The sequence below is a fragment of the Pseudomonas flexibilis genome, assembly GCF_000802425.1.
Classification (GTDB): Bacteria; Pseudomonadota; Gammaproteobacteria; order Pseudomonadales; family Pseudomonadaceae; genus Serpens; species Serpens flexibilis.
Map to the genome: position 1 here is coordinate 170,165 of NZ_JRUD01000024.1, position 13,271 is coordinate 183,435.

A 13,271-nucleotide genomic window follows, 5' to 3' on the forward strand; every position below is an offset into this window, starting at 1 on the left:
GGCTCAGAGGTCCGGCTGGCCTTCGCGCAGCGCCTTGTAGCGCTGCTCCAGCTCGGCGCGGATGCGCCTGCGCTGTTCGGCCTGGGCAAACCGGCGGCGTTGTTCGCGGGTCTTGAGTTCCAGCGGCGGCACGGCGGTGGGCTTGCCGCTGCTGTCGAGCGCCACCATGGTGAAGAAGCAGCTATTGGTGTGGCGTACCGAACGCTGGCGAATGTCCTCGGTGATGACCTTGATGCCGATCTCCATGGAGGTGCGGCCGGTGTAGTTCACCGAGGCCATGAAGGTCACCAGTTCACCGACATGCACGGGCTGGCGGAACATCACCTGATCGACCGACAGGGTCACCACGTAACGGCCGGCGTAGCGGCTGGCGCACGCGTAGGCCACTTCGTCCAGGTACTTGAGCAGCACGCCACCGTGCACATTGCCCGAGAAATTGGCCTTGTCGGGGGTCATCAGCACCGACATCGAGAGTTCGGAGACTCCGGCGGGGTAGTCCATCGTGGTACACCAGCTCTATTGCGGAAAACGGGCGGAACAATACCTGAGGTGCGGCATTCTGTCGCCTGTCAATTGCCTATCAGTCTTATAGGGCTGTCATGCCGGCCAGCCGTCACGCCTGCCCGAGGTACCAGCGCCAGTCCTGTTCGCCCACTTCGGCCATGAACTGCCGGTACTCCTCGCGCTTGATGGCCAGGTAGACACGCAGATAATCGGCTCCGAGCGCCTGCCGCGCCCAGGCGGAGGCCTCCAGGCTGTCCAGTGCGCTGAGCCAGTCGCAGGGCAAGGCGGGCTGGTCCTGGGCATAGCCGTTACCGGTCACTGGCTCGCCGGGATCCAGGCGTTCGCGGAGGCCGAGATGCGCGCCGGCCAGCACCGCCGCGGCCGCCAGATAGGGATTGGCGTCGGCGCCGCAGATGCGGTGTTCGACATGCCGGCTGGCGGGCGGGCCGCCGGGGATGCGCAGGCTGACGGTGCGGTTGTTGACGCCCCAGCTGCAGTTCAGCGGCGCGTAGCTGTGGGCCTGGAAGCGTCGGAACGAGTTCGCGTGCGGGCAGAACAGCGCCAGGGACTCCAGTAATGTGGCCTGCATGCCGGCCAGCGCCTGGCGCAGCAGCGGCGTGCCGGCCGGATGCTCGCTGGCAAACAGGTTGCGTCCTGCGGCGTCGGCCAGGCTGACATGCAGGTGCAGACCGTTGCCGGCACGTGCGGCGAACGGCTTGGCCATGAAGCAGGCCTGCTTGCCGTGCCGATGCGCCACGCCCTTGACCAAGCGCTTGTAGCGCACGGCTTCGTCCATCGCCTGCAACGCATCGAAGCGATGCTCCAGGGTCAGCTCCAGCTGGCCCGGTGCGTACTCGGAGATCGCCGTGCGCAGCGGCAGGCCCTGTGCCTCGCAGGCGGCGTACAGGTCATCGAGAAACGCCTGTTGCTGCTCCAGCTCGTAGACCCCATAGACCTGCACGCTCTGCGGGCGCAGGCCGTTGTCCTGGCGGGCCGGCTGCGGCTCGGCCTGCGAATCCTCGCGCCGATCCAGCAGGTAGAACTCCAGCTCGGCCGCCATCACTGGCTGATAGCCGTCAGCCTGCAGCGCCTCGACGACCCGAGCCAGCACGTGGCGCGGGTCGGCGTGGCTGGCCGGGCGGCCCTGGTCGGGATGCATGCTGACCTGCACTTGGCCGGTGGGCTGAGTGCGCCAGGGCTGCAGGCAGAGGCTGCCCGCCAGCGGATAACTCCAGCAGTCGGCATCGCCGACTTCCCAGACCAGCCCGGTCTCCTCGACATCCTCACCGTTGATGGTCAGGCCGAGGATGGTGCTGGGCAGCGGCCGACCGTCGCGGTAGATCGCCAGCAGCTCGTCGCGGTGCAGCAGCTTGCCGCGGGGCACGCCGTTGCTGTCGATGAGGAACAGTTCGATCAGGCGCACCTCGGGATGCGTGGCAAGGAAGGCTTCGGCCTCCGCGGGATCGGCAAAACGCATGGGACCTCCTGTCCGCTCCGGTTCAGCCTCGGGCGCCGGGGAGTGCCAGCAGCTCACCAAGGCCCTCGTCGAGCGCGCCCAGCAGGCGCTGCACCTCGTCGGGTCCGGTTTCCGGGCTGCACAGCAGCATGTTGTGGAAGGGAGTGATCAGCACGCCCCGGTTGATCAGGTAGAGATGCAGCGCCTGCTGCAGCGCGTCGTGGAAGGCGGCTTCGGCCTCGGCCCCATTGCGCGGCGGGTGGGCACGGAACTGGAACTCGCAGCGTGCGCCGAGCTCGCTGGTCGTCCAGTCCAGCCGGTGGGCGGCAAACAGATCGCGCAGTCCCTCGGCCAGCTGCGCGGCACTGCCCAGCATCCGCTGGTAGGCGGTGTCGGTCATCACCTCCTCCAGGTTGACCCGCAGGCAGTGCATGGCCAGCGCATTGGCCGCCAGGGTAGTGCCCATGCCGCTGTGACCGTGGCCATTGATCTCCGGAGCGGCCAGCGGCTCGCGGGCATGCTGCTGGGCCAGCTGCATGGCCTGGGCCATGGCGCGGCTGAAACCGTACACGGCGCAGGACACACCGCCGGCAATCGCCTTGCCGAGGGTGAGGAAGTCCGGCTTCAGGCCCCAGGCACGGGTGCAGCCACCCGGGCCGGCCGACAGGCTGTGGGTTTCATCGAGGATCAGCAGGCTGCCATAACGGCTTGTCAGCTCGCGGGCCTGCTGCAGGAAGCCCGCCTCGGGCAGCACCAGGCCGATGTTGGTCATCGCGGGTTCGCAGAGCAGCGCGGCGATGTCGCCCTGGCTCAAAGCGGCTTCCAGGGCGGCCGGGTCGTTGAACGGCACCACGCGGGTGTGCTGGGTCAGGTTGCGTGCCTGGCCGATCAGCCCGGGGCGATGTACCGTGCGGCCTTCGCGGCCGCGCACCAGGGTTTCGTCGACGCTGCCGTGGTAGCAGCCGTCGAACACCAGAATCACCTTGCGGCCGGTGATGGCTCGCGCCCAGCGCAACACGAAGCGGTTGGCGTCGCTGGCCGACCCGGCTACCTGCCAGCAGGGCAGGCCGAAGCGCCCGGCCAGTAGTTCGCCGGCGCGCACGGCGTCCTCGCCGGGCAGCATGGTGGCCAGTCCCCGGGCACCCTGCTCGGCCAGCGCGCGGGCGATGGGCGCCGGCGAATGGCCGAACATGCTGGCGGTGTCGCCCAGGCAGAAATCCAGGTATTCATGGCCGTCCACGTCGAGCAGGCGAGCTCCGCGCGCCTCGGCCACGAACAGCGGCGCCGGGGTGGACCAGTCGCTCATCCAGTGCATGGGCACGCCGCCATACAGGCTGTGGCGCGCGCGCTCGGCCAGCCGAACGCTGGCGGGATGGCTATCGAGAAAACGCTGCCGCTCGCGGGCGGCAAAGCGTTCAACGGCGGAGTCGGCAATCCCACTGGCAGTCATTTTGAACGCCTCGTGCGTTTTTTTGCACATGCTGGGAGCGCCACCGGGAGCTGTCAAGCGCTCGCTTCCGGCCGGGCGTCGCGGCGACGCCCGGCCCGGCGATCAGGATAGCTGGATCAGGGGTTCCTGCTGCTGGCCGAACAGGGCGCGCAACTGGCGGGACAGCTCGTGACCCTCGCTGATCAGCAGGACGTTGCGCAGGCTCTGGATGATGCGGCTGGTGTAGCCGAGGTCGTTCATCAGCGAACTGGTCTGCAGGCCGTCCAGCTCCCCGGAACGGATGCCGGCGAACAGCCGCTGACGGAAGCGGGCGTCGAAGTTCGCCGCGGTGTCGTCGAGCAGACGCAGCCGGGCGTTCCACTGTGCCTCCGGCAGGTTGGAGCGGTTCAGCTCATTCACCTCGCGCAGCGCGTTGAGCAGATGCCGGCGCAGTTCCACATAGGCGCGGCGCATGGCCGAGTCCTCGCGACCCAGGTGACGACCGAGGTTCTTCTGCAGGTGCTTGGCATCCTTGACCGCATCCACCAGCTGCAGGGCGGCGACCTGGCCGGAGATCCAGAAGGCCTGGTGAGGTTCGTCCAGGGGCAGGTCGAGGCGGCCCATGAAGCTCAGCAGGTCGGCATGCACGCCCTTGATGTGCCGTTGGTAGAGGCCGTCGGCATCCAGTCCGTGCAGGTCCGGGCGCGCGGCGACCAGTGCTTCGTCTATCTGCGGTCCATAGAGCTGATCGACCGGCAGGTACAGGGCGTGACAGATCACCTCCAGACTCAGGCGTTCGAGGTGCTGCAGCTCCTGAGCCACGGCACTGGCGGCGGCATCCGCGGAGTTCAGCGCGCCCTCCACCAGGTAGCGGGCACGGGTGCGCTCCGGTTCCGCCTGGGCGGACGCCATCTCGGTGATCAACACGCGCGGTTCGGGTAACTCGGGCAGCAGGCGCGCCAGCAGCTCGGCGAACGCCTTTTGCCACGGCCAGAACAGCAGCACGCCCAGCACGTTGAACAGCGTGTGGAACAGCGCCAGCTGGATCAGGCTGTTATTGCCGAGGCCGAGCAGGCCGGTGCCCCAGAGCACCAGCCAGGTCAGCGGCACGAACAGCGTCAGGCTGACCAGGGCGCTGCTGACGTTGAAGATGACGTGGGCCAGGGCCAGGCGCTGACCGCTGCGGTTGCCGCCCAGCATGCCCATGGCGCCGGTGGTCACCGCGCTGCCGACGTTGGAGCCGATGGCGATCGCCAGGCTCTGTTCCAGGCCGACCTGGCCGCCGGCCAGGGCCGCCAGGGTCAGCATCAGGGTGGCGTGGCTGGACTGCAGCACCACGGTGATGGCAATGCCGATGCCGGTGAACAGCAGCGTGCCGAGCAAGCCGCCGCCGCTGTAGGCGGTCAGGTCCATGGCATCGCCGAAGCTGGCGAAGCCGCCCTTGATCTGGTCGATGGCCAGGAAGATGAAGGCGATGCCCAGCAGGATGCGGCCACCGCCCTTGCCGGCCGGGCCGGTGAAGCTGGCCAGCACGCCGAACACCAGCAGCGGCAGGGCCAGCGGCGACAGACTGAGGTTCTGGCCGGCCATGGCCAGCAACCAGATGCCGCTGGTGGCGCCCAGGTTGGCCCCGAAGATCACCGCGATGCCGCCGGCCAGCTGGATCAGGCCGGTACTCAGGAAAGCGATGGTCAGCAGCGACACCAGGGTGCTGGACTGCAGCAGGAAGGTGGCGCCGGTACCGAACAACAGGGCTCGGAAGGGCGTCGAGGTGCTGCGCCCGAGCAGCTGTTCCAGCTTGCCGCCGGCCAGCTCCTGCAGCCCTTCCTCCAGGCACTGCATGCCGAACAGAAACAGGGCCAGGCCAGCGCACAGCTGCAGCCAGCCCGAACTGGACCAGAACGACCAGCCAAGGGCCGCCATGCCCGCCAGGATGAGAAGGGATTTCGAATACTGCTTCACGTCGCCAATCCGCCGAAAAAGGAACGCCCACGAAACGGGCGACGCACAGCCTAGCCGGGAAGTGTCGGGGCGGGAAGCGCCCGGCCAGAGCGGGCGCGTAGGCTTTGGGCTAAGTGCGCTGGGCGGCGGAACGTGCGTGGCGGATCAGTCGCGCTTGTAGCCGCTCTCGGTGCAGCCCAGGCAGCGCACGAAGGCGGCCTTGGCCGGCTCGACCACCAGCGCCTGGCCTGCGTCGCCGACATTGCCGCCGAGCAGGGTGAACGGCAGGCTGACGATGAACACCCCGGTGCCGATGACGGTGCCGGCGATCAGCAGCGGCCGGGCGATCAGCAGGTCGCCGATCATCGCGTAGGCCGGTGGGGCATCGGCGTTGTAGAGGGGGTCGCCGCTGGGGTTGGCCTGGGCCGGCAGGCTCAGCAGCCCGGTGGTCAGCGCCAGGGCGGCGGCCAGGGAGCGAAACGGGGTCATGGGGCGGTCCTTCGGCGGGTGATGGGTGCCGCGACTATAGCTCGCTCACCCGTGCGCCAGCGTGACGCCCTTCAATCGCCGTGGAACGCGTACTCGGGTTTTTTCGGCACGTAGGGTTTGAAGAACGCCAGCAGGCTGCGCAGGTCGGCCTTTTCGTCACCGGTAGGCCAGAACGGCGCGCCGATGACGATGCGCTTGTTCACGTAGTCCAGTGCGCCGGGCACCACCGGCACCCCGGCGCCGCGGGCGATATGGTAGAAGCCCGTCTTCCAGCGCTCCACCCGCTTGCGGGTGCCTTCCGGAGACAGGATCAGGATGAACTGGGCGTGCTCGCGAAAGCTCTGCACGGCCTGCTCAACCACGTTGGCCGCCTGGTCGCGGCGGATGGGAATGCCGCCCCAGCGCCGCAGGATGCCGCGGAACGGCCAGCGGAAGATGCTGTGCTTGCCGAACCAGCGCGCGTTGACGCGCAGCACGAACTTGGCGGCGATGAACACCACGAAGTCCCAATTGGAGGTGTGGTGGGCGCCGATCATCACGAACTTGTCGAGCGCCGGTAGTTGGCCTTCGACCCGCCAGCCCATCAGTTTCAGCACGCAGCGGCCCAGTGTTTCGGCGAACGGATTGGGCGGCAGGAAATTACCGGACATCCAACGACCTCGGTTCTTCTTGTCAGGTGGCCATCATAATGCGCGGCTCAGCGCTGGCAACGCCCGCAGTACACGCTGGAACGCTGGCCGAGACGCACCTCGCGCAACGTGCCGCCGCAGACCTTGCAGAACTCTCCGGCACGTCCGTAGACGAACAGCTCCTGCTGGAAGTAGCCGGGTTTGCCGTCGCCGCCGACGAAGTCGCGTAGCGTAGTGCCGCCGCACTCGATGGCGATGGCCAGGATGCGCTTGATCTCGGCGGCCAGGCGCTCGTAGCGGGGCCGGGAAATCGTGCCGGCCGGCTTGCGCGGGTCGATGCCGGCGGCGAACAGCGCCTCGCTGGCGTAGATGTTGCCGACGCCGACCACCACCGCGTTGTCCATGATGAACGGCTTCACCGCAATGGTCTTGCCGCGTGACAGCTCGAACAGCCGGGCGCCGTCGAAGGCCTCGGTCAGCGGTTCCGGGCCGAGCTTCTGCAGCAGCACATGCTGCAGCGGTTCAGGACTCCACAGCAGGGCGCCGAAGCGGCGCGGGTCGGTGTAGCGCAGCGCCAGTCCGGACTCCAGCTCGATGTCCACATGCTCGTGGCGACCGGCGGGCAGGCCCTGCTCCACCAGGCGCAAGCTGCCGGACATGCCCAGGTGGACGATCAGCGTGCCGGCCTCGGCCTCGATCAGCAGGTACTTGGCGCGCCGGCCGACCCGCAGGATGCGCTGGCCGGACAGGCGCACGTCGAGATCCTCGGGAATCGGCCAGCGCAGTCGGCGCTCGCGCACCAGCACGCGGCTGACACGCTGACCGAGCAGGTGCGCCTCGATGCCGCGGCGGGTGGTTTCGACTTCGGGTAGTTCGGGCATGGCGATACGACTGTGAAATGCGGGCCGGCAGTGTACCGAGGGTGTACGGCTCAGTAGTAACTGCCGCCGATGCCCGCCTCTTTCACAGCCTCGCGCAGGTTGTCGAAGTCGTACTCGCTCAGGCCGACATAGTCGAGCACCAGCGCACTCAGGCTTTCCCACTCGTGATCCACCTCCTGGCGGCCCAGGATGCGGTAGCAGCCACAGATGTGCTCGGCCATCTTGAGGATCGCCAGCAGGTTCTTCAGCTGGGTGTGCCGGGTGGAGTCGTCGGTAAAGATCGAACGGGCGTTGTGATGGTTGGCAATCGCCTCGCAGACTCGCTCCGGCAGCCGCCAGGAACGGGCGATGAAATAGCCGACCACCGAATGGTTGGTGTTGAGCAGGCGGTTCTCGGTGTCTACCACGCGGTTGTCCCCTGACGCGCGGAAATACGCCTCCTCCTGGACCTCGAAGTAATTGGGGAAGCGCTGAAGCATCAGCGGAATGCCGCAGTTGTGGAACAGCCCGAGGGCATAGGCCTCGTCCGACGACTGGAAGCCGATGCGCTTGGCCAGCATCAGGCAGGTCTGCGCGATATCCTGGGCGCTGTCCCAGAAGCCGTTGAGGGCAACGATCTCGTCGTCGTCCAGGGCGCCCTTGATGGCCTGGGCGTTGATCAGGTTGATCACCGTGTTGGTGCCCAGCAGGTTGATGGCGCGCTGGATCGAGCTGATGCGGTTGGACAGGCCGTAGAATGGCGAATTGACCAGCTTCAGCAGGGCGCCGGACAGGCCCGGGTCCTGGCTGATCAGGCGCGCGATGTTGTTGACGTCCGGGTAGGGCTGCATCTGCTCCATCTGCAGATCGACCATGATCTGCGGCTGGGGCGGAACACTGATGCCCTGCAGGATGCCCCGAAGCTGTTCGGTGGAGATTTCAGGCGACATGGCGGCTAGTCCGAAGAGAGATGCGCGGCATTTTATCCTGCCTCGGCGGGGCTGGCGCTCTGATGTTATGTCACTGAATGTCCGGGCATACGGGCCTACGGCACACCGGCGCGCGGCCCGGCATGCAGGGCCTGTATAATGCCCGCCCCCCACTCGGAGCCGCGCCCATGTCCCTGCCCAGCCTACGCCTCAAAGCCAATGCCGAACGCCGTCTGCGCGCCGGCCACCTGTGGGTCTACAGCAACGAGGTGGACGTGTCGGCCACGCCGCTGAACGGCTTCCAGCCCGGCGACCAGGCGATCCTGGAAATGGCCAACGGCAAGCCGCTGGGCATCGTCGGCGTCAGCCCGAACAACCTGATCTGCGCGCGCCTGCTGTCGCGCGACACCGGCCACACGCTGGACAAGTCCCTGCTGGTGCACCGCATCCAGGTGGCCCTGAGCCTGCGCGAGCGGCTGTTCGAGCAGCCCTGCTACCGCCTGGTGTACGGCGACTCCGACTTCCTGCCCGGCCTGGTGGTGGATCGCTTCGGCGACCACCTGGTGGTGCAGCTGGCCAGTGCCACCATGGAACGCAACAAGGACGCGGTGATCGAGGCGCTGGTGCAGGTGCTCAAGCCACGCGGCATCCTGTTCAAGAACGACTCCGCCGCCCGTGACGCCGAAGGCCTGGAGCGCTACGTGGACACCGCCTTCGGCGTGGTGCCCGAGTGGGTCGACCTGGAAGAGAACGGCGTGAAGTTCCAGGCGCCGGTACTGGCCGGGCAGAAGACCGGCTGGTTCTACGATCACCGCCTGAACCGTGCCCGCCTGGCCGGCTACGTGAAGGGCAAGCGCGTGCTCGACCTGTTCAGCTACATCGGCGGCTGGGGCGTGCAGGCCGCCGCCTTCGGCGCCAGCGAGGTGTTCTGCGTGGACGCCTCGGCCTTCGCCCTGGACGGCGTGGAACGCAACGCCGCGCTGAACGGCGTGGCCGAAAAGGTCACCTGCGTGGAAGGCGACGTGTTCGCCGCCCTCAAGGAGCTCAAGGCCGCCGAGGAGCGCTTCGACGTGGTGGTCGCCGACCCGCCGGCGTTCATCAAGCGCAAGAAGGACCTGAAGAACGGCGAGGCTGCCTACCGCCGCCTCAACGAGATGGCCATGCGCATGCTCAACAAGGACGGCATCCTGGTCAGCGCCAGCTGCTCCATGCACCTGCCCGAGGACGATCTGCAGAACATCCTGCTGCAGAGCGCCCGCCACCTGGACCGCAACATCCAACTGCTCGAGCGCGGTGCCCAGGGCCCGGACCATCCGGTGCATCCGGCCATCCCGGAAACCCGCTACATCAAGAGCCTGACCTGCCGGATCCTGCCCAACGCCTGATCCACCCTGTCGCTGCGCCTCGGAGCGAGCCCGAGGCGCGCCGGCGTCGCTGGTCTAGTCTTAGCCGGAAACGGACCGCTGCCGGCACGGCTTGCCGGCAGCCTGAGGGCGATGACGGATCATGGCGAGCCACGGCGCGGATACGGCGTTCCTGACCTTCTCCAACGTGAAGAAGACTTACGACCAGCAGACGCTGGTGGTGAAGGACTTCAGCCTGGAGGTGGCGCGCGGCGAATTCATCACCCTGCTCGGCCCTTCCGGCTCCGGCAAGACCACCTGCCTGATGATGCTTGCCGGCTTCGAGGACGTGACCAGCGGCGAGATCCTCATCAACGGCCGCAACATCACCAGCATCCCGCCCTACCGTCGCAATATCGGCATGGTCTTCCAGCAGTACGCGCTGTTCCCGCACATGACCCTCCGCGAGAACCTCGCCTACCCGCTCAAGTTGCGCAAACGGCCGGCCGCCGAGATCCGCGCGCGGGTCGACGAATACCTGGCGCTGGTCGAGCTGCAGGGATTCGCCGGGCGCTATCCGGCGCAGCTCTCCGGGGGACAGCGGCAGCGCGTGGCGCTGGCGCGTGCGCTGATCTTCGCCCCGGACATCGTCCTGATGGACGAACCGCTGGGCGCCCTGGACAAGAAGCTGCGCGAGCAGATGCAGTTCGAGATCAAGCGTCTACACGCGCAGCTGGAGTTCACGGTGATCTACGTGACCCACGACCAGACCGAGGCGCTGACCATGAGCGACCGCATCGCCGTGTTCAACGAGGGCGTGGTACAGCAGTGCGCGCCCCCCAACGTCCTCTACGAGCGGCCGGCCAACCTGTTCGTCGCCGACTTCATCGGCGAGAGCAACAAGCTTGGCGGGGTCATCGAGGCGGTCGAAGCCGACAGCGTCAGCGTGCGCCTGGACGACGGCACGCGGGTGCGCACCCTGAAGGCCAATCGCACCACGCCGGGAGCCGCCACCACCGTTTCGGTACGCCCCGAGAAGCTCACCTTCACTGACCGCCTGGGCGCCGTCGGCAACCGCATCCAGGCCCGCTTCGTCGATCGCCATTACGTAGGCGAATTCATCCGCTACCACTTCACCACCGCCGGCGGCACGCCGCTGGTGGTCAAGAGCCTGAACGACGGCTCGGCACCGCACCTGCGCGCACGGGAAGAGGTCACCCTGGCCTGGCTGCCGGAAGACAGCCAGGCGCTGGACCGACCGGCAGTCGCCACGACGCCCTGACTACCCCCCACACGGCCTCCCGGCCAAGGAGTCACCGCAATGGCTAGACCACCGAAACACCTGCCCCATCTGCTCCTGGCCGTGGCGCTCGCCGCCGGCAGCGGCGCCGCACTCGCCCAGGAATCGCTCACCGTGGTGTCCTGGGGCGGCGCCTACGGCGCGGCGCAGAAGAAGCACGTCATCGACCCGTACCAGAAGGAGACCGGCGTGCGCGTGCTGTTCGAGGACTACACGGGCGGCGTGGCCGAGATCAAGGCGCAGGTCGAGTCCGGCAACATCCAGTGGGATGTGGTCGACTTCGAGGTCATCGACCTGGAGCGCGCCTGCTCCGAGGGCCTGCTGGAGGACATTCCGCGCGACATCCTGCCGCCCGGCGTCGATGGCACGCCGGCCGCCCAGGATTTCATCCCCGAGGCTTTGGCCAGCGAATGCGCGGTCGGCAACATTGTCTGGTCGGTGGTGTTCGCCTACAACGAGCGCACCATCGGCGGCGCCAAGCCGGCCAGCCTGGAGGATTTCTTCGACACCGCGAAGATTCCCGGCAAGCGCGCGCTGCGCAAGCGCCCGCAGGTCAACCTGGAGTGGGCGCTGATGGCCGACGGCGTGGCGCCCGAGGATGTTTACGAGGTGCTGGCGACCGCCGAGGGCCAGCAGCGCGCCTTCGACAAGCTGAACAGCATCCGCAACGATCTGGTGTGGTTCGACTCCTGGTCGCAGGCGCCGCAACTGCTCAACGACGGCGGCGCGGTGCTGGTGCAGTCGGCCAACGGGCGCTTCTACGACGCCATCCGCCAGGAGAACAAGCCGTTCGTGATCGTCTGGGACGGCCATGTCTACGACCTGGACGCCTGGGCCATCGTCAAAGGCTCGCCGAAGAAGGAACTGGCGCTGAAGTTCATCGCCTATGCCACCGGCTCCAAGCCGCTGGCCGGCATGCCCGACGTGGCGTACGGCCCGACCCGCAAATCCTCCATGCCACTGGCCGACCAGAGCGCCACCCCGCACCTGCCGACCGCGCACCTGGACCAGGGCATCCAGGCCGGCTCCGAGTTCTGGGCCGACTACGGCGAATCGCTGGGCGAGAAGTTCAACGAGTGGTTGTTGCGCTGAACCGTGCCGGCCTCGCCGCCTGCGGCGGGGCCAGGGAGACGCCATGCCCAGTCGTAGCGCGCTACTGCATGCCCTGACCGCCGGCGAAGCCCGCCAGGCCGCCGTCGTGCGCCGCCGCAAGCGGCTGCTGGCGCTGGCCTTCGTGCTGCCGCTGCTGCTGTTCATCCTGCTCAGCTTCGTGGTGCCCATCGGCAGCATGCTGTGGCGCAGCCTGTACCACCCGGCGGTGGCGGAGATGATTCCGCACACCCTGGTCGAACTGCGCCAGTGGGATGGCCAGGGCCTGCCCGGCGAGCCGGCGTTGCAACGGTTCGTCGAGGAGTTGTACGCGCTGAACCGCGAGCGCCAGTCCGGGCGCCTGGCCGAGGAGTTCAACCGCGCCTATGCCGGCATGTCCAGCGTGGTGAAGAGCACCGCGCGGCGCCTCGGCCGGCTGGATGAGCCGGCGCTGGCCACGGAGGGCGTGGCCACGCTGCTGGACAGCCACGCCAACTGGCGCAAGCCGGAACTGTGGCGGGCCATCGAGCGGGCCGGCCGCGTCTACACCTATGACTACTACCTGACCGCGCTGGACCTGGAAGTGGACGCCGAACAGGGCCTGCGGGTCCGTCAGGACACGCAGATCTACCTGCAGCTGTACGCCAAGACCCTCAAGCTGGCGCTGGTCATCACCCTGCTCTGCGCGCTGCTCGGCTACCCGCTGGCCTACTACCTGGCGAGCCTGCCCGAGCACCGCGCCAACCTGCTGCTGGTCCTGGTGCTGCTGCCGTTCTGGACCTCGCTGCTGGTGCGCACCACCGCCTGGATCGCGTTGCTGCAGACCAATGGGGTGATCAACACGCTGCTGACCGGCAGCGGGCTGCTCGACCAGCCTCTGGAAATGCTCTACACCTCGTTCGCCACCGTGGTGGCCATGACCCACATCCTGCTGCCGTTCATGATCCTGCCGCTGTACAGCGTGATGCGCGGCATCGACCCCAGCTACCTGCGCGCCGCCCTGTCGCTGGGCGCCCGGCCGTTGCCGGCGTTCGCACGCATCTACTTCCCGATGACCCTGCCGGGGCTGAGCGCCGGCACGCTGCTGGTGTTCATCATCTCGGTGGGCTACTACATCACCCCGGCACTGGTCGGTGGCACCGACGGGCAGATGATCAGCAACATCATCGCCTTCCACATGCAGCGCTCGAACAACTGGGAGCTGGCCGCCGCGCTGGGCTCGCTGCTGCTGGCGCTGATCCTGCTGCTCTACTGGCTGTACGACCGCCTGGTCGGCGCCGGCAACATACGACTGGGGTAGCG

12 protein-coding genes are annotated in these 13,271 nt (G+C 67.6%); 4 read left to right on the plus strand and 8 right to left on the minus strand.

The genetic code is table 11. From position 1 onward, the window contains the following. Positions 1-3: 3 nt before the first annotated feature. The 8 genes from SF06_RS14975 to SF06_RS15010 form a co-directional block, all read right to left on the minus strand. Positions 4-501: an acyl-CoA thioesterase gene (locus tag SF06_RS14975; protein WP_037008239.1), complete on the minus strand. Its 498-nt coding sequence runs from the start codon at positions 499-501 to the stop codon at positions 4-6. 112 nt (positions 502-613) lie between these two features. Then, positions 614-1,981 (minus strand): glutamine synthetase family protein, encoded by a 1,368-nt coding sequence (locus tag SF06_RS14980; RefSeq protein WP_039562362.1) that lies wholly within the window; start codon positions 1,979-1,981, stop codon positions 614-616. A 22-nt stretch (positions 1,982-2,003) separates the two neighbouring features. Continuing rightward, positions 2,004-3,410, minus strand: coding sequence for an aspartate aminotransferase family protein (locus tag SF06_RS14985; RefSeq protein ID WP_039562365.1), 1,407 nt, complete (start codon positions 3,408-3,410; stop codon positions 2,004-2,006). A gap of 102 nt (positions 3,411-3,512) precedes the next feature. Further along, positions 3,513-5,312, minus strand: a complete 1,800-nt coding sequence (locus tag SF06_RS14990) for a Na/Pi cotransporter family protein (RefSeq protein WP_139326703.1) — start codon at positions 5,310-5,312, stop codon at positions 3,513-3,515. A 183-nt stretch (positions 5,313-5,495) separates the two neighbouring features. After that, positions 5,496-5,819, minus strand: coding sequence for a hypothetical protein (locus tag SF06_RS14995; RefSeq protein ID WP_027588721.1), 324 nt, complete (start codon positions 5,817-5,819; stop codon positions 5,496-5,498). Between the two features lie 71 nt (positions 5,820-5,890). Next, on the minus strand, positions 5,891-6,469 hold the full coding sequence (locus SF06_RS15000) for a lysophospholipid acyltransferase family protein (protein ID WP_027588722.1): 579 nt from the start codon (positions 6,467-6,469) through the stop codon (positions 5,891-5,893). 47 nt (positions 6,470-6,516) lie between these two features. Further along, positions 6,517-7,329 (minus strand): bifunctional DNA-formamidopyrimidine glycosylase/DNA-(apurinic or apyrimidinic site) lyase, encoded by an 813-nt coding sequence (gene mutM / locus SF06_RS15005; protein WP_039562366.1) that lies wholly within the window; start codon positions 7,327-7,329, stop codon positions 6,517-6,519. A gap of 50 nt (positions 7,330-7,379) precedes the next feature. Beyond that, positions 7,380-8,258 carry an HDOD domain-containing protein gene (locus tag SF06_RS15010; RefSeq protein WP_027588724.1) on the minus strand — a complete coding sequence of 293 codons (879 nt, stop codon included), beginning with the start codon at positions 8,256-8,258 and terminating at the stop codon, positions 7,380-7,382. A gap of 167 nt (positions 8,259-8,425) precedes the next feature. On the opposite strand from SF06_RS15010, the gene SF06_RS15015 reads away from it, so the two are divergent. The 4 genes from SF06_RS15015 to SF06_RS15030 all read left to right on the plus strand — a co-directional run bounded on the left by SF06_RS15015 (position 8,426) and on the right by SF06_RS15030 (position 13,269). Further along, on the plus strand, positions 8,426-9,622 hold the full coding sequence (locus SF06_RS15015) for a class I SAM-dependent rRNA methyltransferase (protein ID WP_039562367.1): 1,197 nt from the start codon (positions 8,426-8,428) through the stop codon (positions 9,620-9,622). Between the two features lie 121 nt (positions 9,623-9,743). Continuing rightward, entirely contained in the window at positions 9,744-10,862 is a 1,119-nt protein-coding gene (locus SF06_RS15020; protein ID WP_027588726.1) for an ABC transporter ATP-binding protein, read from the plus strand. 39 nt (positions 10,863-10,901) lie between these two features. After that, positions 10,902-11,972 carry an ABC transporter substrate-binding protein gene (locus tag SF06_RS15025; RefSeq protein WP_027588727.1) on the plus strand — a complete coding sequence of 357 codons (1,071 nt, stop codon included), beginning with the start codon at positions 10,902-10,904 and terminating at the stop codon, positions 11,970-11,972. A 43-nt stretch (positions 11,973-12,015) separates the two neighbouring features. Beyond that, the gene (locus SF06_RS15030) at positions 12,016-13,269 is read left to right on the plus strand and encodes an ABC transporter permease (RefSeq protein ID WP_234702714.1); all 1,254 of its coding nucleotides are present in this window, start codon (positions 12,016-12,018) and stop codon (positions 13,267-13,269) included. Positions 13,270-13,271: the final 2 nt, after the last annotated feature.